Source organism: Candidatus Regiella endosymbiont of Tuberolachnus salignus, from assembly GCF_964020115.1.
Classification (GTDB): domain Bacteria; phylum Pseudomonadota; class Gammaproteobacteria; order Enterobacterales; family Enterobacteriaceae; genus Regiella; species Regiella insecticola.
Genome location: NZ_OZ026542.1, coordinates 1,102,126 through 1,122,360, shown reverse-complemented (window position 1 = coordinate 1,122,360; position 20,235 = coordinate 1,102,126). Strand labels below are relative to the sequence as shown.

Genomic DNA, 20,235 nt, shown 5'->3' with positions numbered 1-20,235 from the left:
GAATCAATGAAATAACTACGGCAGTATGGGTGCAATCTTGAAAAAACAAAGACCTATCAATTTAGACTTACAAACAATCCAACTTCCTGTCAGCGCATTAGCATCCATTTTACACCGCGTCTCAGGCGTGATCACTTTCGTGGCCGTCGGTATTCTTCTCTGGTTGCTGGGGCTCTCTCTCTCTTCTCCTGAAGGATTTATGCAAGCGGCAACGATACTAAGCAGTATTGTTGCCAAATTTATTTTTTGGGGGATATTGACTGCACTTGCCTACCATATTTGCGGTGGGATCCGTCATTTGCTCATGGATTTCGGCTATATTCCAGAGAGTTTAACCGCCGGTACGCGTTCTGCTCAAGTGGTTATCGGGCTAACCTTAGTGCTATCAATTTTGGCTGGAGTATTTTTATGGTAAGCAACGCTTCTGCACTGGGGCGCAATGGGGTGCATGACTGGCTATTGCTGAGAGCTTCCGCAATAGTTATTTTTTTATATGTCCTTTATATAGTCGGTTTTATCGCTATAGCCCCTGATATCAACTATGAAATTTGGCATAATTTTTTTGCTTTAATTTTTACTAAGGTTTTTACCTTGCTGACATTGTTATCGATTTTAGTGCATGCTTGGATAGGATTGTGGCAAGTATTGACTGATTATGTAAAACCACTTGCCTTGCGCCTGGTATTACAGTTAATGGTGGTTATCACACTGTTAGTCTATTTATTATACGGAACTATTGTGATGTGGAGTGTTTAAATGAAGCTGCCCGTCAGAGAATTTGACGCTGTTGTGATCGGTGCGGGCGGTGCAGGCATGCGTGCCGCGTTACAGATCTCGCAAATGGGATTATCTTGTGCATTAATCTCTAAAGTTTTTCCTACCCGTTCTCATACGGTATCCGCGCAAGGGGGGATTACCGTAGCACTGGGCAATAATCATGCAGATAATTGGCAATGGCACATGTATGACACGATCAAAGGCTCCGATTACATTGGTGACTATGAAGCGATCAAACATATGTGCGAAACCGGCTCAGAGGCGGTTTTAGAAGTTGAAAATATGGGTTTGCCTTTTTCTCGTTTAGACGATGGGCGTATTTATCAACGTCCCTTTGGTGGGCAATCGCTTAATTTTGGTGGTGAGCAAGCGGCGCGCACTGCCGCGGCGGCCGACCGGACTGGCCATGCTTTGCTACACACGCTGTATCAGCAAAACCTAAAAAATAAAACGACTATTTTTTCTGAATGGTATGCTTTGGATTTGGTTAAAAATCAAGACAAGGCGATTGTGGGTTGCACCGCTATGGCTATGGAAACCGGTGAAATCGTTTACTTCAAAGCACGTGCCACCATTTTAGCGACCGGCGGCGCCGGGCGTATTTATCAATCCACCACCAATGCACACATTAATACCGGCGATGGTGTCGGCATGGCGCTGCGTGCCGGCGTTCCAGTGCAGGATATGGAAATGTGGCAATTTCATCCAACCGGTATTGCCGGCGCCGGTGTGTTAGTGACTGAAGGTTGCCGTGGCGAAGGCGGTTATCTGCTGAATAAAAACGGGGAGCGTTTTATGGAACGCTACGCCCCCAATGCTAAAGATTTGGCCGGGCGTGATGTGGTCGCACGTTCCATTATGATCGAAATCCGCGAGGGTCGTGGCTGTGATGGCCCTTGGGGGGCGCATGCCAAATTAAAATTGGATCACTTGGGTAAAGAAGTGTTGGAATCACGCTTGCCCGGTATTCTCGAATTGTCACGTACCTTTGCCCATGTTGACCCGGTAAAAGAGCCTATCCCTGTTATACCCACTTGCCATTACATGATGGGCGGCATTCCCACTAAAATAAGTGGTCAAGCGATAACAGTGAATGAAAAAGGGGAAGATGTGGTGATCCCAGGTTTATTCGCCGTCGGTGAAATTGCTTGTGTTTCGGTACATGGTGCCAATCGTCTCGGGGGTAATTCCCTACTGGATCTCATTGTATTTGGTCGTGCCGCCGGTAAGCATTTAGCAGCATCACTGGAAGAACAAGGCTCGCTCTGTGATGCCACTGAGTCGGATATTGAAATGTCCTTGCAGCGCATGAACCGGTGGCAAAATACCCGTACTGGTGAAGATCCCGTTACCATTCGCAAAGATCTCCAAGCTTGCATGCAAAATAATTTTTCGGTATTCCGAGAAGGGGATGCCATGGCCAAGGGGTTAGCCGAGCTGAAAATGATCCGCGAGCGCTTAAAAGGAGCACGTTTGGATGACACTTCCAGTGAGTTTAATACGCAGCGTATCGAATGCCTTGAACTGGATAATTTGATGGAAACCGCCTATGCTACAGCCGTTTCCGCTAATTTCCGTACCGAAAGTCGCGGCGCGCACAGCCGCTTTGACTTTCCAGAGCGTGATGATGCGAATTGGTTATGTCACTCACTCTATTTGCCACAAACTGAAAGCATGACACGTCGCAAAGTCAATCTGGCACCGAAACACCTGAAGGAATTTCAACCCAAGGTGCGTTCTTATTGAATTAACGGATTGTAGAGGAAAAAATAATGAAGCTTGAATTTTCAATTTATCGTTACAATCCGGATGTTGATAATGCCCCCCATATGCAGGACGCAACCCTAGAGGCTCCTGAGGGGCGCGATATGATGTTGCTAGATGCTCTCATCCAGTTAAAAGAAAAGGATCCAACCTTGGCTTTTCGTCGTTCATGCCGTGAAGGGGTTTGTGGCTCTGATGGCTTGAATATGAATGGTAAAAATGGCCTCGCTTGCATTACCCCCTTATCAACCTTGATAAGAAAAGGCAAAAAAATTGTCATCCGACCTCTTCCCGGCTTGCCTGTGGTGCGTGATCTGGTGGTTGATATGGCTCAATTTTATACACAATATGAAAAAATTAAGCCTTATCTGCTCAACGATGGCAAAAATCCACCCGCCCGTGAGTATTTACAATCTCCAGAACAGCGAGCAAAGTTAGATGGATTATATGAATGTATACTCTGCGCTTGTTGCTCTACCTCTTGCCCTTCATTTTGGTGGAATCCTGATAAATTTATTGGCCCTGCCGGCTTACTGGCAGCCTATCGTTTCTTAATAGACAGTAGAGATACTGAAACCGAATCGCGTTTAGACGATCTCGACGATGCTTTCAGTGTTTTTCGTTGCCACAGTATCATGAATTGTGTCAGCGTTTGCCCCAAAGGACTCAACCCTACGCGGGCAATTGGCCATATTAAATCTATGTTATTACAGCGTAGTGCATAATTTAGTTTATACCCTTCGCCTTTGAAGCCGCCGCGTTGTTGGCTGCGGGTGTCCGCCCGAATCACGTAGTATGTCTACGCTCATCGGTCGGTTGCCCTGGCAACCGAAGGGTATAAATATTAACCACAATGAAAATTAAAGCCTTATACCCACAGTCCTTCAAAAGGCTAAGGGTATGACACCTTAAGGGATCATAATGCAAAACAGCACCATGGGAGCTTGGCTGGATTCCTCCTATTTGGCTGGTGCAAACCAGTCTTATATAGAACAGCTCTATGAAGATTATTTAACCGACGCCGCTTCTGTTGACCAGCATTGGCGTTCCATTTTCCAACAACTCCCCGCGACGATAGAAAACCAACCAGAACAATTCCATTCCAAAATACGTGATGAGCTTCGCCGATTAGCGAAAATGGCTAAGACTTCTTGTTCTTCACATGATCCACAAGCAGATGCAAAACAAGTTAAAGTACTGCAATTGATCAATGCATTCCGTTTTCGTGGTCATCAACACGCCAATCTTGATCCTCTTGGTTTGTGGCAGCAGAAGCCTGTTCCTGAGCTTGACCCCGGCTTTCATCATTTGACTAAAAGTGATTTGCAGGAAACCTTTAATGTCGGTTCTTTTGTCGTTGGCAAAGACACCATGAAATTGGCTGATCTCTGTCAAGCGCTTGAACAAACTTATTGTGGATCGATCGGCATTGAATATATGCACATTACCAATACGGAAGAAAAGCGCTGGATCCAACAGCACATTGAATCAGTAGTGGGTAAACCGTTGTTTAATGACGATGAAAAACGCCGCTTTCTTGACGAACTCACTGCCGCTGAAGGGTTGGAGCGTTATTTAGGTACCAAGTTCCCTGGCGCTAAACGCTTTTCATTGGAAGGCGGCGATTCTCTGATCGTTTTACTAAAAGAAATGATCCGCCATGCCGGTAAAAGTAAAACCAGCGAAGTGGTGTTGGGGATGGCGCATCGCGGACGTCTTAATGTATTAGTGAATATACTCGGAAAACTGCCTCAAGATTTGTTTGACGAATTTGCCGGCAAACATAAAAAAAATTTAGGCACCGGTGACGTCAAATATCACCAAGGATTTTCATCTGATCTAGCAATAGAAAAAAATCTGATACACCTGGCGTTAGCGTTCAATCCTTCTCATTTAGAAATTGTTAGCCCGGTAGTCATAGGCTCAGTACGTGCCCGCCGTGATCGTTTAACTGAAATGCAAAGTGATAAGGTATTACCTATTACTATTCACGGTGATGCCGCCATTACCGGTCAAGGGGTGGTGCAAGAAACGCTAAATATGTCACAAGCACGCGGTTATGAAGTGGGTGGTACCATACGTATTGTGATTAACAACCAGATTGGTTTTACTACTTCTAATCCGCAAGATGCGCGTTCTACAGAATACTGCACTGACATTGCTAAAATGGTGCAAGCACCGATTTTTCACGTTAATGCCGATGATCCGGAAGCAGTGGCCTTTGTCACCCGCGTAGCCTTAGATTTTCGGAACAAATTTAAACGCGATGTGATGATTGATTTAGTCTGTTATCGGCGCCACGGCCATAACGAAGCGGACGAGCCCAATGCAACACAACCTCTTATGTATCAGAAAATCACCCAACATCCTACGCCGCGTAAAATCTATGCTGATAAGCTCATTGAACAAAAAATAATTAATCCGGGAGAGGATACGGAAAAAGCCAATTTGTATCGTGATGCTTTAGAGCACGGCGATTGCGTGGTTAAAGAATGGCGTCCGATGACAATGAATTCTGATACCTGGTCTCCTTATCTTAAGCATGAATGGGACGCCGAGTATCACAGCCAAGTGGATAAGCAACATTTACAAAACTTAGCCCAATCTATTAGCACTGTACCAGACACGATAACAATGCAACCGCGCGTGGATAAAATTTACTCTGATCGGCGCAAAATGATAGAAGAAAATAAGCCATTTGACTGGGGTGCCGCTGAAAATTTGGCTTACGCCACTCTGATTGATGAAGGCATTTCTGTGCGTTTATCGGGTGAAGATGCCGCCCGTGGGACTTTCTTTCATCGTCATGCCGTAATTCATAATCAGGAAGACGGCTCTGTTTACCTGCCATTAGCCAATATCAAAGATACCCAGAAGCCAGCAGGCAAATTTCAAGTTTGGGATTCAGTGCTATCAGAAGAAGCGGTACTGGCATTTGAATACGGCTATGCGACCGCTGAACCGCGCACCTTAACCATCTGGGAGGCGCAATTTGGCGACTTTGCCAATGGCGCGCAAGTGGTTATCGATCAGTTTATCAGCTCGGGTGAACAAAAATGGGGCAGAATGTGTGGTTTAGTCATGTTATTACCACATGGTTACGAAGGCCAGGGCCCTGAACATTCTTCTGCCCGTTTGGAACGTTATCTGCAACTTTGTGCTGAGCAAAATATGCAAGTCTGCGTTCCATCAACACCGGCACAGGTTTACCACATGTTACGTCGTCAAGCGTTACGCGGTATGCGTCGGCCATTGATTGTTATGTCACCCAAATCGTTGCTCCGTCATCCCTTGGCGACCTCTTCTCTTGACGAATTGGCCAATGGCACTTTTCAACCCGCCATTGGTGAGATTGATCCACTGAATGCGAAAAAAATTGACCGCGTCCTGATCTGTTCAGGCAAAGTCTATTATGACTTACTAAAACAGCGTCGTGAAAATAAGCAAACCAATATCGCCATTATACGTATCGAGCAACTCTATCCGTTTCCACATGTTGTCATCAAACAGCTGCTGGAAGATTACGCCCATGTACGTGATTTTGTTTGGTGTCAGGAAGAGCCGCTTAATCAAGGCGCTTGGTATTGTAGCCAACATAATTTTTATGAAGTGATACCACAGGGAGCGTCGTTACGTTATGCCGGTCGCCCTTCTTCAGCATCACCGGCGGTGGGGTATATGTCAGTACATCAAAAACAGCAACAAGATTTGGTGAATGACGCGTTAAATAGCTGATTATTTAATTATAAGGTATAAAAATAATGACGAGCGTAGATATTTTGGTTCCTGATCTACCTGAATCGGTGACTGATGCGACAGTGGCCACCTGGCATAAAAAACCAGGTGATACCATCCAGCGTGATGAAATTCTATTAGAAATTGAAACTGATAAAGTGATTTTAGAAGTACCGGCCAGCCAATCAGGTACTCTGGAAAAGATTTATGAAGACGAAGGGGCTACTGTGCTAGCAAAACAGCGGGTTGGCTCTATTAATCCCAACGATAGTGCGAATAAAACCATAGAAGCAAAACCACCAGAGAAGAAAACGGCAAACACCAATCAGGATAGATCCCCTAAGTCAGCAGAAGTGACTAACGATGCGCTGAGCCCTGCCATTCGTCGTTTGATAGCAGAGCATAATATCAATGCCAGTATGATCAAAGGCAGTGGCGTCGGCGGTCGTATCACACGTGAAGATATCGATCAGTATTTAGTCCAGCAAAAAAATTTAACCGGCTCGAATACGAAAAAAGAAGCGCCAACGGCTATCCCTGTGTTAAATCAGCTGCGTGAAAAACGTGTCCCCATGACGCGCCTACGTAAACGGATTGCTGAACGTTTATTGGAAGCAAAAAACAACACCGCCATGTTGACTACTTTTAATGAAATCAACATGAAACCGGTTATGGATCTACGAAAACAATACAGTGAAGCCTTTGAAAAACGCCACGGCATCCGTTTAGGTTTCATGTCTTTTTACATCAAAGCGGTACTTGAAGCGCTAAAACGCTATCCAGAAGTGAATGCAGCCATAGATGGTACTGATGTGGTGTATCACAACTATTTTGATATCAGTATTGCGATTTCTACACCCCGTGGTTTGGTGACACCGGTGCTACGTGATGTAGATACGCTATCCATGCCAGAAATTGAAAAACAGATCAAAGCACTGGCGATAAAAGGGCGTGATGGAAAATTGACAATAGAAGAACTCACCGGCGGTAATTTTACTATTACCAATGGCGGTGTCTTCGGCTCCTTAATGTCAACCCCTATCATCAACCCACCACAAAGTGCCATCCTCGGCATGCATACGATTAAAGATCGGCCAATGGCAGTTGATGGTCAAGTGGTGATCTTGCCGATGATGTATTTGGCGCTTTCTTATGATCACCGTTTAATCGATGGGCGGGAATCGGTAGGATTTTTAGTGACAATAAAGGAAATGCTGGAAGATCCAGCCCGTTTGCTGCTCGACGTATAAAAAAATCAACCCAGGCAAAAAAACACAGAGGTTATACCCTTCGCCTTTGAAGTTTCCGCTAGGCGGCCAGGGTGTGAGACCGATGAGCGTAGACAGACTACGTGATTCGGCGAGCACCCGCAGCCAACAACGCGGCGGCTTCAAAGGCGAAGGGTAGGCCTTTATAGGGATAAACAACATGAACTTACACGAATACCAGGCAAAAAAATTATTTTCTGAAAATGGCTTGCCAGTTCCAATAGGTTACGCTTGCAGCACAGCACAAGAAGCCTCTGCCGCCGCCGCAAAAATTCCGGGGGATAAATGGGTAGTAAAATGCCAAGTCCACGCGGGTGGGCGGGGTAAAGCCGGGGGCGTAAAATTGGTGGACAGCAAAGAAGCTGTCGAGGCTTTTGCAACCCAGTGGTTAGGTAAAAATTTAGTCACTTACCAAACAGACGCCAAAGGGCAACCCGTTAAACAAGTTTTAGTTGAAGCCGTGACTGAGATCGATAAAGAGTTGTATCTTGGGGTGGTAGTCGATCGCTCTTCACGCCGTGTGATGTTTATGGCGTCAACCGAAGGCGGCGTTGAAATTGAAAAGGTAGCAGAAGAAACGCCCGAATTGATCCATAAACTCGCCTTAGATCCATTAACAGGGCCACAACCCTATCAAGGACGTGAATTGGCGTTCAAATTGGGGTTAAATGCTAAGCAAGTCAAGCAATTTAGCCAAATTTTCATGGGTCTCGCCAAATTATTCTTAGAAAGCGATCTGTCGTTAGTGGAAATCAATCCACTGGTCATCACCAAACAAGGCGATTTAATTTGTCTCGACGGCAAATTATCAGTCGATGGCAATGCGTCGTTTCGTCAAAAAAAATTATTTGAAATGCGTGATCCAAGCCAAGAAGATGAACGTGAAAACCATGCTACTAAATGGGAGCTCAACTATGTCGCGCTCGATGGCCATATCGGTTGTATGGTGAACGGGGCAGGTTTAGCCATGGCAACCATGGATATCGTAAAACTGCACGGTGCTGAGCCCGCCAACTTTTTAGATGTCGGCGGGGGGGCGACCAAAGAGCGTGTTACCGAAGCCTTTAAAATCATTTTATCGGATGACAATGTAAAAGCCGTTTTGGTGAATATTTTTGGTGGGATCGTGCGCTGTGATCTGATCGCCGACGGCATTATTGGTGCGGTAAATGAAGTCGGTGTTAAAGTGCCGGTGGTGGTTCGTCTTGAAGGAAATAACGCGCCATTGGGTGTACAAAAATTAGCCGACAGCGGTTTAAATATTATCGCTGCCACCAGCCTGAACGATGCTGCTACAAAAGTCGTAGCTGCCGCGCGGAGTCAATAATGTCTATTTTAATTAATAAAAACACTAAAGTAATTTGCCAAGGTTTTACTGGTAGCCAAGGGACTTTCCATTCTGAACAAGCTATCGCTTACGGTACACAAATGGTCGGCGGGGTGACTCCCGGTAAAGGCGGTACAACGCATTTGGGTTTACCGGTGTTTAATACCGTTCGTGACGCCGTCAAAGAAACAGGCGCGACAGCATCGGTTATTTACGTACCGGCACCCTTCTGTAAAGATTCTATTCTGGAAGCGATTGATGCCGGTATCGAGCTCATCATCTGCATTACCGAAGGCATACCGACATTAGATATGTTAGTGATAAAAGCCAAACTGGATCAAAGTGGTGTCAGGATGATCGGCCCTAACTGCCCAGGGGTGATCACCCCGGGTGAATGTAAAATTGGCATTATGCCTGGCCATATCCATGCCCCCGGCAAAGTCGGTGTTGTTTCGCGCTCAGGGACGCTCACTTATGAGGCGGTAAAACAAATAACGGATATTGGCCTGGGTCAATCAAGTTGTGTGGGCATTGGCGGTGATCCCATTGCCGGCGCTAATTTTGTTGATATCTTAAAATTATTTCAAGCAGATCCCCAAACAGAAATCATTGTCATGATTGGTGAAATCGGCGGTAATGCAGAAGAAGAAGCGGCGGAATACATTAAAAAACACGTCACTAAACCCGTTATCGCCTATATCGCAGGCGTGACAGCCCCAGCAGGCAAACGAATGGGTCATGCGGGGGCTATTATTGCCGGCGGTAAAGGAACCGCGGAGGAAAAATTTGCCGCGTTGGAGGCAGCAGGGGTAACAACAGTCCGTAGTTTGGCTGAGATTGGTGAAGCTGTAAAAACCGAAAAATCCGTTTCGTCTTAAGATGAAATAAGCTAAAAATGATCTTATATGACTAAAAATGGAATGTTTGATGACATTCCATTTTTTTGCCAATATACCCTTCGCTTTTGAAGCCGCCGCGTTGTTGGCTGCGAGTGCTCGCCGAATCACGTAGTCTGTCTACGCTCATCGGTCTCACACTCTGGCCGCCTAGCGGCAACTTCAAAGACAAAGAGTATATACCTACTCTTTACTTCCCTGCTTACGTCCAAAATTGTCTAAAATCTTAGAAATAGTGTCTTTATCGGCGTCTTTGCACTGCTGCAAAAATTCTTGGCGTTTCTCAAGGGTTTTTTCAGCATCAAATTTTTCATCATCATCATCTTCAAATACATTGATACTGAAAAATTCCTTTTCGGCCGATGCACATTCAGAGACAGCGCTCTTTTCCATTTTACCAAACATACAGAGTACGGCTTCACAAGCATCATCGGCTTGAACAGAAAGTGAAAAACTCGATAAACTGCTCAGGAAAAACGCTAATAATAAAGATCTTTTCATTTTTAATGGTTCCCAAATAAAGATTAAAAGAAGAGCAAAAAAAATTAGCAACCGTTGTTTGCTAAAAGCCTATTCGAAATCTTCTTGAGCGATGCTCATTTTTAACAAAAGACGGCTTGCACAAGAGATTTCAAATAGCTCTAACAATACACTGTGCGACAAAAACCTTTCCTATACACCCGCTCACATTTTCTCTTATTCATTATTCGTGTGTAATGACTTTCGGAATAGTATCATCCGCGCGCCAAGTCATCACTTCACAACCATTATCTGTCACCACCAGCGTATGTTCATATTGTGCCGACCAGCTGCGATCTTTAGTTTTCACTGTCCAACCATCTTTCATCATACGGATGTGGCACTTGCCTGCATTGACCATGGGTTCAATGGTGAAAGCCATGCCACTTTTCAGCACCACACCATGATCATCCGCCTCGTAATGTAGTACTTGGGGAGCTTCGTGAAAACCTCTGCCAATGCCGTGTCCACAGTATTCACGTACCACCGAAAAATTTTCTGCCTCAACAAATTTCTGGATGGCGGTTCCTAGGCTACCAAGACGGATACCTGGCCTGACCATATTGATGGCTAAGTAAAGACTTTGTTGTGTAATTCGGCACAGACGTTGTCCTAGCGCTGTTGGATCACCGACAATAAACATTTTTGAGGTGTCGCCATGAAAACCGTCTTTAATCACAGTAACATCGATGTTCACAATATCGCCATTTTTCAATATGGCGTTATCATTCGGGATCCCATGACAGATAACATCATTAATCGAAATACAAACAGATTTAGGGAACTCTCGATAACCCAAACAAGCCGACAACGCTTTCTGCTTATGGGTAATATGGTGATGGCATAGGCGATCCAATTCACCACTACTGATACCAGGCTTAACATAAGGCTCGATGATCTCGAGTACTTCTGCAGCTAAACGGCCAGCAATGCGCATTTTTTGAATATCTTCGGGGGTTTTAATTGAAATTGCCATTTAAGTAAGTCCGTAAGCTAATGAAATTAGGCAGCATTAGATTCTTGCAAACCGTAATTCGGGGCGCAACGCCAAGGCACCCGGAGCCAGCAACCTTCGTTAACACAAAGTACATGAGGATGATGAACACCACGTAACGCAGAACTCGTGCTATGCAGTAAGTTATGCAAGAAGTCTATTATTGAAAGCTGTCAATAATTGAAAAAAGATCATGCTTCAACCTAACCTTGATGACAACCCCTATTCAGACACGAGTTTCACACCGTAATAAATATTTCAGACGGCACCTCCCGCTACCTTTCTCCTTTTAGTCCCCTGCCCATCAGTGCTCTACTCTTTTATCCTCCTCTTTTTTCCCGTTTTAGCGCAGCTCAAAGAAGATTTCGAATAGGCTCTCAGAAGAAGTTCTTCTCTTTCCCCATTTCTTCCTATTTATAAATAACCATTTCGTTGACTAATTATTGTTTTTTATCATTTATTATGTAGATTCTTTGTGAACATCATGGATGTAGACAATGACAACAGCAGAACAGTCATCCATCAACCTACGCGCTATTGAAAAGTTGAGCCGTGATCTTGGGTCAACCATAGTGTCGGCATTAGAAGATCCCAAAACAATAGAAGTACTGCTCAATGCAGATGGGGGCATTTGGCAAGAGAAACTGGGCGAAAAGATGAAGTGCATTGGCTCTATGTTGCCACAACGCGCGGCGGCAGTGATTCAAGTCGTCGCGGGTTATCATGGCAAAACCGTTACCCGATTAACGCCTTTGATTGAAGGAGAATTACCGCTTGATGGCTCGCGTTTTGCTGGACAGCTCCCCCCGGTTGTTCAAGCGCCTACCTTTGCTATCCGTAAAAAAGCGATTGCTATCTTTACGCTCGATCAATATCTCACCGCTGGCATCATGACAGCGGAACAATGTAGCGCGATAAAACAAGCGGTGTGTGATCACCGTAATATCTTAGTGATCGGGGGAACCGGATCAGGAAAAACCACCCTGGTTAATGCCGTTATTCATCAAATGGTGTTGAATGATCCGACGGAACGGATTTGTATTATCGAAGATACCGGTGAAATTCAATGTGCGGCACAGAATTGTGTTCAATATCACACCACATTGGAAGTCACCATGACGATGTTGCTTAAAACCATTCTACGTATGCGCCCCGATCGTATTTTGGTCGGTGAAGTGAGGGGGGCTGAAGCATTAGATTTGTTAGATGCCTGGAATACCGGGCACGAAGGCGGTGCCGCGACCTTGCATGCCAATAACGCCCTGTCAGCGCTAACGCGTTTAAAGTCACTGATTACACGTAATCCAACCGCGCCTTCTGATATTGAACCGCTGATTGGCGATGCGGTGCATGTGATTGTTCATATCGCTAAAACCCCCGAAGGCCGTCGTGTGCAGGGGATCATCGAGATTTCCGGTTACCAAAATGGCCATTATCAAACCCGTCATCTTTAAGGAAAACTAACATGCAACTTAATCTGCCTCGTTTTACTTTTAGTTATCAAATGATCATCGCGCTTATTAGTCTCACGGTTTTGTTATTAATTATCACTCAACCTGCTTTGGCATCAAGCACAGGTTCTGGTACTGCTGGGGGTGGCCTGCCGTTTGATGGTTGGCTCGATAAGATCCGTAATTCAGTCAAAGGACCCTTCGCCTTCACTGCGTCCATTATCGGCTTAATTGGTGCTGGGGCAGCGCTTATTTTTGGCGGGGATATGAACGGTTTTTTACGTACTTTGATCTTTATTGTCTTAGTACTCTGTTTCATTGTTGCAGCAGAAGGCACTCTGTCAGCTATTACCGCGGGTGGAACTGAAATCGCATTGTGGCCAAATGGATTAATTAATAGCTTACCAACCGGTCGCGTATAACCATGGCATTGCGCACTATCGCTATTCACCGAGCAGGCAATCGAGATAGCCTTTTTATGGGCGGAGATCGTGAAATGGTGATGTTCTCCGGATTACTTGCCGCCATCTTGATATTAGCCGCTCAAGACTGGAATGCCGCCATCATCGGCACCTTTTTGTGGTTTGCTGCTATCTGGGTGTTGCGAAAAATGGCGAAGGCGGATCCCAAAATGCGTTTTGTTTATCTGCGCAACAGACAATACAAACCTTACTATCCTGCACGATCAACGCCTTATCGTATTAATACTGTTAGTCAGGAGAAGCAATATAAATGACGGTCACTGTTATCACCATCACCATTGCTGTCTTGGGGATACTGCTGCTTTGTATTTTGTTTACCCGTGTCTGTATGGTGAATGCCAGTCTTAGATTAAAAAAACATCAGTCCAGTGATTGTGGACTGGCCGATTTACTTAATTATGCGGCAGTGGTTGATGAGGGTGTCATTGTTGGCAAAAACGGCTCTTTTATGGCCGCCTGGTTTTACAGTGGCGCTGACAATGCCAGTGCTACCGATGCGGAGAGAGAGATAATCTCTTTTCGCATCAACCAAGCGTTTGCCAATATGGGCAGTGGTTGGTTAATGCATATTGATGCGGTACGTAGACCAGCGCCAAATTACAGTGAAAGAAGGCTTTCACATTTTACCGATCCGGTTTCCGCGGCGATTGATGAGGAGCGCCGCAATTTATTCGAAAATTTGGGCATGCTGTATGAAGGTTTTTTTATCCTTACTGTCACCTGGTTTCCGCCCATGTTGGCGGAACGTAAATTTGTTGAGCTGATGTTTGATGACGATTCGTACAAACCAGATAAAAAACTCGGCACCACCCAATTGATAGAACAATTCAAACGGGAGATGATTAATTTTGAATCACGTCTTTCAGCTGCGATCAATCTAGAACGACTGGGTAGTAAAAAGATAAGTAACGAAGATGGATCCACCGTCACACAGGATCAGTTTTTACAATGGTTACAATTTTGCGTCACCGGTTTAAACCATCCCATTCAACTGCCCAATAATCCGATGTATATCGACGGGCTTATCGGCGGTCAAGAGTTATGGACAGGGGTGGTACCAAAGATTGGTCGGCATTTTATTCAAGCCGTCGCCATTGAAGGATTTCCGCTCGAATCGCATCCAGGCATTTTGTCGAGTTTGGCTGAATTGCCGATTGAATACCGTTGGTCATCCCGATTCATTTTTATGGATCAGCATGAAGCGATTTCACATTTAGAAAAATTTCGCAAAAAGTGGAAGCAAAAAGTGCGTGGTTTTTTTGATCAAGTTTTTAACACCAACAGTGGTCATATAGACGAAGATGCCATGATGATGGTGGCGGATGCCTCATCCGCTATTGCTGAAACCAACAGTAATATGGTCGCACAAGGGTATTACACCAGTGTCGTTATTTTGATGAACGAAAATCGCGAACAGATAGAAGCCGCGGCATGCCAAATTGAAAAATCGATTGCAAGATTGGGATTTTCAGCGCGGGTTGAAACCATCAACACCATGGATGCTTTTTTGGGATCTTTACCCGGTCACGGCGTGGAAAATATCAGGCGTCCAATAATCAATACCATGAATCTCGCTGATTTACTGCCAACCAGTACCATTTGGACCGGTGAGAATCGGGCGCCGTCTCCGCTATTTCCACCGAATGCGCCTGCACTACTCCACGCGATAACCAGCGGTAATTCTCCCTTTCGTATGAATTTGCACGTGCGTGATCTCGGACACGGCATTATCTTCGGGCCAACCCGTACCGGTAAATCAACCAAACTCGGTTTGATTGCCTTTCAATGGCGCCGTTATCTTGGCGCACGCATCTACGCCTTTGATAAAGGACTGTCAATGTACCCGACATGCAAAGCGGCGGGCGGATTGCATTTCACTATCGCAGCTAATCACGACACCCTGGCTTTTGCGCCCTTAGCGAAAATCGATACGCGCGCTCGCCGCGCTTGGGCAGCGGAATGGATAAACACCATTCTGGCATTAAATGGAGTGATTACCACGCCGGCACAGCGCAACGAAATTGCCACCGCCATTATGAGCATGAATGATAGCGATTCAAAAACCTTATCCGAATTCAGTGTGACGGTGCAAGATGCTGAAATTCGTGAGGCACTCAAACCTTATACGGTAGATGGCAATATGGGACATCTGCTTGATGCAAGTGAAGACGGCTTACATCTCTCCAATTTTATGACTTTCGAGATTGAGCAGCTTCTTGGTTTGGGTGAAAAATTTGCACTGCCAGTACTGCTGTATTTGTTTATGCGGATTGAAGAAGCCTTAGACGAAGCTGAAGGCTGGCCCACTTTACTCATTCTCGACGAAGCCTGGTTGATGCTCGCCCACCCTGCTTTTCGCGATAAAATCGAAGAATGGTTGCGCTCGATGGCGAAGAAAAATTGCGCTGTGTTAATGGCCACACAGAGTATTTCGGAAGCGCTCAAATCAGGGATCCTAAACATTATTACTGAATCAACGGCTTGCCGAATTTATTTAGCTAATCCAAACGCACGCGAGGAAAAAACCGCGGCAATTTATAGCGGCATGGGTTTAAATCCGCGCCAAATTGAAATTATTGCCTCTGCTGTCCCCAAGCGTGATTACTATTACGTCTCTGAAAGTGGACGGCGTTTATATCAGCTGGCACTGGGTCCCTTGGCGCTGGCTTTTGTTGGCTCTACGGATAAAGAATCCATTGCTACGATTAGAAAACTTGAAATGACGCAGGGTGAAGCCTGGATTTATGAATGGGCGCAGCTGAATGGGATAGATCTTAATGATTATCTTAAAGCCTATTCGAAATGGAGAAATAGGGGAATAGCATGAACATTTTGGGTAAAAAAAAATCATCTCCCACTCAGGACACCACTAATCCTTATACCAATGCACGTCGTTCCTGGAATAGCCATGTTGGCAGCGTGATGGAATATAGCACGCTGGCTATTTTTTTCAGCCTGATTTGCCTTTTGATAACGCTCGCGGCAGTGGGGGGGCTGATTTATATCAGTAGCCAATCTAAATTTATTCCTTTGGTGTACCGACAAGATTGTAATGGCAATACCATTTCCATGACCCGAGCCGATCATATCCCTGACGTTAAAGTGGACAATTATCGTACAGCGGTTGCCGATTGGATCAACAACATCCGGCTGGTCACACCCGATGCGGAAGTACAACGCAAATCCATATTACGCACCTACAGCTATCTTGCACCTAACGATCCAGCGACGGTGAAAGCGAACGAATATTTAAATGCCAGCCAAGAAGTCAATCCATTTAACAGAGCCACCAATGAAACCGTAAGCGTAGACATTAAATCGGTTATCCAGCAATCAAAAGATTCTTGGCAAGTCGATTGGATTGAAACGGTACGAGCACGTGATGGTTCACCTAAAGAGGAGCCTTTTAGAATGCGTGCATTGGTTACTATTTATCAAAATAAAGATGCTGATATGCCATCCGGCGAAATATTTATGAATCCTCATTACATTTTTATCAAAGACTTTAATTGGTCTAAGCAACTTTAAGCCCAGGGCTACGATTATGAAAAAAACATCTCTCTCTATTTTGATTTTTAGCGTGATACCCATGATGCTCATTGCGGCGCCTGGCGATAATTCGTTGGGCGAGCACTATTTTTCTGATAATGAACCTTTATTAACAGCGCAAGAAAAAGCCGCGCTCTCTATTGGACAGCAGTGGCAAACCGGCAGCGACACCAGCAAGCCTTTTGCAGGCCCCAATGGCGCGATTAATTATGTTTATACCACTGGTCAAACCCAAATTCTCTGTGCGGTGCTCCAGGTGTGCGATATCGCTTTGCAAGCGGGTGAACAGGTCAATAATTTAAATGTCGGTGATCCCCGTTTTAACGTCGAGCCGGCGATTACCGGGGCGGGTGAAAATCAAACGATGCATTTGCTGATCAAACCCCTTGATGTCGGGCTCGATACTTCATTGGTGGTGACCACTAACCGTCGAACCTATCATTTTCGTCTACGTTCGAGCCGCAATCGATTTATGCCATTTGTTTCCTTTACTTACCCGGAGGACGCACAAGCGAAGTGGAATGCGATTCGCAATAGTAAAGTGCAAGAGCGCCAAGAAAAAACCATCCCACAGACAGGAGAATATTTAGGCGATTTAGATTTCAATTATCAATTAACAGGCTCTGCCCGTTGGAAACCCACTCGGGTATATAACGATGGCCGTAAGACCATTATTGAGATGCCAACCACCATGAAACAAAGCGAAGCGCCAGTACTTTTAGTGATACGTAAAAATGCGGGCTCTATCTCTAATGCGGAAACACAAATGGTGAACTACCGTGTTCAGGGAAATCGCTATCTCGTGGATACCGTTTTCGATAAAGCGATGCTGATTTCCGGCGTAGGTGTCAACGCTACTTTAGATTGACCACTTTTTGCTACTTTAAAATGTCCAGTTTTTGCTAATTTTCCTGTTGGGTTTCTATTCCAGGCGCCTGGATAATATCAGTCGTTTTTATAGGCAACATGCCTGCTTTGCGTTTATTTTTGAGTCGATAGCTTTCTCCTTTAATATTCAATGTGGTTGAATGATGTAAAAGCCTGTCTAAAATCGCAGTTGCTAAAATGTGATCACCGAATACGTCCCCCCAATCAGTAAAACTTTTATTTGATGTGAGAATGATGCTCGCCTTTTCATAACGACGGCTCAATAACCTGAAAAATAGGCTAGCTTCTTCGCGATTCATCGGTAAATACCCGATTTCATCCAGTATTAATACCCTGGCATAGCACAGTTGCTGAAGTTGGCGTTCCAGACGGTTTTCTTGCTTTGCCTTCATTAAGGTACAGCAGAGTCTATCCAGAGGCATAAACAATACCCGATGCCCAGCTGTAGCTGCCTTGACAGCCAGCGCTATCGCCAAATGCGTTTTCCCTACCCCAGGTGGGCCTAACAAAATGACGTTTTCATGATGTTCGACAAACCTCAGCCCCGCCAGCTCGCGGATAATTTTCCTGTCTATACTTGGTTGGAAAGTAAAGTCAAATTGCTCCAAGGTTTTTATCCACGGCAAACGTGCTTGTTTTAACCGCGATTCCAAGCCTTTTTGGTGACGCCCGTTCCATTCCTGGGCTAATGCCTGCTGGAGAAATTCACGGTAGTTCAGTGCTTTCTTGGTGGCTTCTTCACATAAACTCTCCAACGCATCGCCCAGGTAATCCATTTTTAACCGTATCAACAAGTTTTCCATTTCCATCAGAGTAGCTCCTCATACACACTGAGCGAACGAGACGCTACTCGATTGACCTGTTGCCAAAGGGCTTGATGATGTTCTGGCACCTTTTGCCAGCCCTGCGTTACCTCCTGCAAGAGATGCGTCGCGAGCAGTTGCTCATCGCCGTAAATACGTAGCGTATTATCTAAACCGATACGAATATTAACCGCACGACCACACCAGAATGAAGGCACGCTATAGCGATTACCTCTGACATCGATATAGCTGTCCCATGCCACTTGTCGTAGGTCGAAGTAGCTGGTATCGAAATCAGTCGCAGGGAGTGGCATCAAGGCTATTTTTTCCTCAGCAAAACGATTTTCCGGTGTCTGCTTGAATTGACGAAGATGACGCTGGTCTGCCACTTTCGCCAGCCACATCGCTAGCAGTTGATTAACATGAGCGAAACTCTCAAACTGACGGTAGCGAGTGAAAAAATTGTGTTTAACATAGCCCACCATCCGTTCGGTTTTGCCTTTCGTTTGCGGTCGATAAGGCTTACAGGCGCGAGGGCTAAACCCATAGTGATTAGCCAGTTGCAGGAAGCCCGCATTGAACTCGATGTGGCCATTTTGTCCATGTTTGATAACAGCGGCTTTTTGGTTATCTACCAAGACATTTTTTACGCTGCCACCGAAGTAATTGAAGCTGCGAACCAGCGATTCATACGTGTGCTCAGCATCTTGCTTAGGGGCAGCAAAGACATGAAAGCGACGCGAAAAACCGAGCGTATTAACGGCAAAATTAACCGTACAGGCAGAGCCTGCCACCTCAACGATGATTTCTCCCCAATCGTGTTGAAGTTGATAACCGGGGAGGGTTTCAAAGCGTACCGTGTTTTTCGAGGCCCTGAGCGGACGTTTGGGATGTATATAACGTCGGAGCATCGCACTCCCACCCCGGTAGCCTTTTTCACGGATTTCCTCAAAAATAACCGCCGCATTCCAAACCTGTTCACTCAACCTTGAATCGATGTAGTCTTTAAAGGGCTCGAGTTTAGCAACCTGTTTTTTACCGCGTTTTGCTGTTGGCGGCGCAGGATAGCTAATGTGCCGTCTCACCGTTTTTTCTGAACACCCTATCTGATGGGCAATATCAACAATAAATGCCCCCTGTTGATGGCGTTGTTTTATCATGTAGTGGTCCTCTCTTCTTAGCATGCTTATTTCCCTCATGGCTTTGTCACCACAAAGGAAACTGCATTCTGGCTTGAGTGGACAAATTAAATTAGCAATTTACGGTCTTTTATCATTAGCGCTGACAATGAAATTGGCGAAAGGGCTTTATTTATTACAGGAACAACCGATGCATTTTAAAATTCAAAAAATAGACACTGTTATACCCTGGGCTTTTTACACTATTTCGAGATGATATTTATGACAATTAAGCCATTCTCCGCTTCCCTGTCTTCTAAGCTGCAACGGAGATATTACAAAGTCTGTGGTGCAATGGGGGCATATATGTTTGGGAAGTGCTTCATCGCAATGAAGTGGCTTCAGTATCATCACGACAGAACCAGGAATAATATCCTTAAATTCATATTTTTCTCTATTTACCTGTTTTTTAGAAAATGCGGCAATTTCTTTTTCAAGATCAGACTGGTTGCTTTTCAATTTCAACTCAGAGAATTTAGGCTCTTCATAGAGAAAGCGAAGAGCAATTAAATTGGCGAAAGGGCTTTATAGAATTGAAGGTTATTGCGTGAAAAAGTGAGGCGGTTTTGTCGACAGATCACCCGCCAGTCAGGCGATTATTTTT

20 protein-coding genes are annotated in these 20,235 nt (G+C 45.1%); 15 read left to right on the top strand and 5 right to left on the bottom strand.

From position 1 onward, the window contains the following. Positions 1–25 precede the first annotated feature (25 nt). The 8 genes from sdhC (at position 26) to sucD (ending at position 9,749) form a co-directional block, all read left to right on the top strand. Positions 26–415 carry a succinate dehydrogenase cytochrome b556 subunit gene (sdhC, locus tag AACL30_RS05855; protein WP_006705295.1) on the top strand — a complete coding sequence of 130 codons (390 nt, stop codon included), beginning with the start codon at positions 26–28 and terminating at the stop codon, positions 413–415. Then, complete coding sequence (gene sdhD, locus AACL30_RS05850) at positions 409–756, top strand: succinate dehydrogenase membrane anchor subunit (protein WP_339058025.1); 348 nt, start codon at positions 409–411, stop codon at positions 754–756. The genes sdhC and sdhD overlap by 7 nt, the downstream gene beginning before the upstream one ends. Beyond that, the gene (gene sdhA / locus AACL30_RS05845; protein ID WP_339058024.1) at positions 757–2,523 is read left to right on the top strand and encodes a succinate dehydrogenase flavoprotein subunit; all 1,767 of its coding nucleotides are present in this window, start codon (positions 757–759) and stop codon (positions 2,521–2,523) included. Between the two features lie 26 nt (positions 2,524–2,549). Continuing rightward, a complete protein-coding gene (locus AACL30_RS05840; RefSeq protein ID WP_339058023.1) occupies positions 2,550–3,266 on the top strand; it encodes a succinate dehydrogenase iron-sulfur subunit in 717 nt (238 codons plus the stop codon). 196 nt (positions 3,267–3,462) lie between these two features. Beyond that, on the top strand, positions 3,463–6,276 hold the full coding sequence (gene sucA / locus AACL30_RS05835; protein WP_339058022.1) for a 2-oxoglutarate dehydrogenase E1 component: 2,814 nt from the start codon (positions 3,463–3,465) through the stop codon (positions 6,274–6,276). Between the two features lie 26 nt (positions 6,277–6,302). After that, a complete protein-coding gene (odhB, locus tag AACL30_RS05830; RefSeq protein WP_339058021.1) occupies positions 6,303–7,526 on the top strand; it encodes a 2-oxoglutarate dehydrogenase complex dihydrolipoyllysine-residue succinyltransferase in 1,224 nt (407 codons plus the stop codon). A 178-nt stretch (positions 7,527–7,704) separates the two neighbouring features. Beyond that, positions 7,705–8,871, top strand: a complete 1,167-nt coding sequence (gene sucC, locus AACL30_RS05825) for an ADP-forming succinate--CoA ligase subunit beta (protein ID WP_339058020.1) — start codon at positions 7,705–7,707, stop codon at positions 8,869–8,871. After that, positions 8,871–9,749, top strand: a complete 879-nt coding sequence (sucD, locus tag AACL30_RS05820; RefSeq protein ID WP_339058019.1) for a succinate--CoA ligase subunit alpha — start codon at positions 8,871–8,873, stop codon at positions 9,747–9,749. Before sucC ends, sucD begins: the two co-directional genes overlap by 1 nt. 31 nt (positions 9,750–9,780) lie before the next feature. Here sucD and AACL30_RS05815 read toward each other — a convergent pair whose 3' ends face one another. The 3 genes from AACL30_RS05815 to map all read right to left on the bottom strand — a co-directional run bounded on the left by AACL30_RS05815 (position 9,781) and on the right by map (position 11,262). Beyond that, a complete protein-coding gene (locus tag AACL30_RS05815; RefSeq protein ID WP_339058018.1) occupies positions 9,781–9,933 on the bottom strand; it encodes a hypothetical protein in 153 nt (50 codons plus the stop codon). A 17-nt stretch (positions 9,934–9,950) separates the two neighbouring features. After that, entirely contained in the window at positions 9,951–10,268 is a 318-nt protein-coding gene (locus AACL30_RS05810; protein WP_339058017.1) for a TrbM/KikA/MpfK family conjugal transfer protein, read from the bottom strand. Between the two features lie 202 nt (positions 10,269–10,470). Next, entirely contained in the window at positions 10,471–11,262 is a 792-nt protein-coding gene (map, locus tag AACL30_RS05805; RefSeq protein ID WP_339058016.1) for a type I methionyl aminopeptidase, read from the bottom strand. Between the two features lie 515 nt (positions 11,263–11,777). Here map and trbB point away from each other — a divergent pair. Genes trbB through trbG form a run of 6 tightly spaced genes read left to right on the top strand, consistent with a single transcriptional unit; the run spans position 11,778 to position 17,630 of the window. Then, complete coding sequence (gene trbB / locus AACL30_RS05800) at positions 11,778–12,734, top strand: P-type conjugative transfer ATPase TrbB (protein WP_339058015.1); 957 nt, start codon at positions 11,778–11,780, stop codon at positions 12,732–12,734. A gap of 11 nt (positions 12,735–12,745) precedes the next feature. After that, positions 12,746–13,153: a TrbC/VirB2 family protein gene (locus tag AACL30_RS05795; RefSeq protein ID WP_339058014.1), complete on the top strand. Its 408-nt coding sequence runs from the start codon at positions 12,746–12,748 to the stop codon at positions 13,151–13,153. 2 nt (positions 13,154–13,155) lie between these two features. Further along, positions 13,156–13,467: a conjugal transfer protein TrbD gene (locus AACL30_RS05790; RefSeq protein ID WP_339058013.1), complete on the top strand. Its 312-nt coding sequence runs from the start codon at positions 13,156–13,158 to the stop codon at positions 13,465–13,467. Next, a complete protein-coding gene (locus AACL30_RS05785; protein ID WP_339058012.1) occupies positions 13,464–16,040 on the top strand; it encodes a conjugal transfer protein TrbE in 2,577 nt (858 codons plus the stop codon). The genes AACL30_RS05790 and AACL30_RS05785 overlap by 4 nt, the downstream gene beginning before the upstream one ends. Further along, on the top strand, positions 16,037–16,741 hold the full coding sequence (locus AACL30_RS05780; protein ID WP_339058011.1) for a VirB8/TrbF family protein: 705 nt from the start codon (positions 16,037–16,039) through the stop codon (positions 16,739–16,741). The genes AACL30_RS05785 and AACL30_RS05780 overlap by 4 nt, the downstream gene beginning before the upstream one ends. Before the next feature lie 16 nt (positions 16,742–16,757). Next, a complete protein-coding gene (trbG, locus tag AACL30_RS05775; protein WP_339058010.1) occupies positions 16,758–17,630 on the top strand; it encodes a P-type conjugative transfer protein TrbG in 873 nt (290 codons plus the stop codon). A gap of 34 nt (positions 17,631–17,664) precedes the next feature. On the opposite strand, the gene istB is transcribed toward trbG, so the two are convergent. Then, on the bottom strand, positions 17,665–18,462 hold the full coding sequence (gene istB / locus AACL30_RS05770; RefSeq protein ID WP_339058365.1) for an IS21-like element helper ATPase IstB: 798 nt from the start codon (positions 18,460–18,462) through the stop codon (positions 17,665–17,667). Continuing rightward, positions 18,459–19,637, bottom strand: a complete 1,179-nt coding sequence (gene istA / locus AACL30_RS05765; protein ID WP_339056344.1) for an IS21 family transposase — start codon at positions 19,635–19,637, stop codon at positions 18,459–18,461. Before istA ends, istB begins: the two co-directional genes overlap by 4 nt. On the opposite strand from istA, the gene AACL30_RS05760 reads away from it, so the two are divergent. Next, positions 19,636–19,848 carry a hypothetical protein gene (locus tag AACL30_RS05760; RefSeq protein ID WP_339058009.1) on the top strand — a complete coding sequence of 71 codons (213 nt, stop codon included), beginning with the start codon at positions 19,636–19,638 and terminating at the stop codon, positions 19,846–19,848. The genes istA and AACL30_RS05760 overlap by 2 nt on opposite strands. Positions 19,849–20,235: the final 387 nt, after the last annotated feature.

What these genes read in the sequence shown, in the direction of transcription:
- sdhC (WP_006705295.1), top strand. Translation starts at nt 26, where the DNA reads ATGGGTGCAATCTTGAAAAAACAAAGACCTATCAATTTAGACTTACAA.
- sdhD (WP_339058025.1), top strand. Translation starts at nt 409, where the DNA reads ATGGTAAGCAACGCTTCTGCACTGGGGCGCAATGGGGTGCATGACTGG.
- sdhA (WP_339058024.1), top strand. Translation starts at nt 757, where the DNA reads ATGAAGCTGCCCGTCAGAGAATTTGACGCTGTTGTGATCGGTGCGGGC.
- AACL30_RS05840 (WP_339058023.1), top strand. Translation starts at nt 2,550, where the DNA reads ATGAAGCTTGAATTTTCAATTTATCGTTACAATCCGGATGTTGATAAT.
- sucA (WP_339058022.1), top strand. Translation starts at nt 3,463, where the DNA reads ATGCAAAACAGCACCATGGGAGCTTGGCTGGATTCCTCCTATTTGGCT.
- odhB (WP_339058021.1), top strand. Translation starts at nt 6,303, where the DNA reads ATGACGAGCGTAGATATTTTGGTTCCTGATCTACCTGAATCGGTGACT.
- sucC (WP_339058020.1), top strand. Translation starts at nt 7,705, where the DNA reads ATGAACTTACACGAATACCAGGCAAAAAAATTATTTTCTGAAAATGGC.
- sucD (WP_339058019.1), top strand. Translation starts at nt 8,871, where the DNA reads ATGTCTATTTTAATTAATAAAAACACTAAAGTAATTTGCCAAGGTTTT.
- AACL30_RS05810 (WP_339058017.1), bottom strand. Translation starts at nt 10,268, where the DNA reads ATGAAAAGATCTTTATTATTAGCGTTTTTCCTGAGCAGTTTATCGAGT.
- map (WP_339058016.1), bottom strand. Translation starts at nt 11,262, where the DNA reads ATGGCAATTTCAATTAAAACCCCCGAAGATATTCAAAAAATGCGCATT.
- trbB (WP_339058015.1), top strand. Translation starts at nt 11,778, where the DNA reads ATGACAACAGCAGAACAGTCATCCATCAACCTACGCGCTATTGAAAAG.
- AACL30_RS05795 (WP_339058014.1), top strand. Translation starts at nt 12,746, where the DNA reads ATGCAACTTAATCTGCCTCGTTTTACTTTTAGTTATCAAATGATCATC.
- AACL30_RS05790 (WP_339058013.1), top strand. Translation starts at nt 13,156, where the DNA reads ATGGCATTGCGCACTATCGCTATTCACCGAGCAGGCAATCGAGATAGC.
- AACL30_RS05785 (WP_339058012.1), top strand. Translation starts at nt 13,464, where the DNA reads ATGACGGTCACTGTTATCACCATCACCATTGCTGTCTTGGGGATACTG.
- AACL30_RS05780 (WP_339058011.1), top strand. Translation starts at nt 16,037, where the DNA reads ATGAACATTTTGGGTAAAAAAAAATCATCTCCCACTCAGGACACCACT.
- trbG (WP_339058010.1), top strand. Translation starts at nt 16,758, where the DNA reads ATGAAAAAAACATCTCTCTCTATTTTGATTTTTAGCGTGATACCCATG.
- AACL30_RS05760 (WP_339058009.1), top strand. Translation starts at nt 19,636, where the DNA reads ATGCTTATTTCCCTCATGGCTTTGTCACCACAAAGGAAACTGCATTCT.
- istA (WP_339056344.1), bottom strand. Translation starts at nt 19,637, where the DNA reads ATGCTAAGAAGAGAGGACCACTACATGATAAAACAACGCCATCAACAG.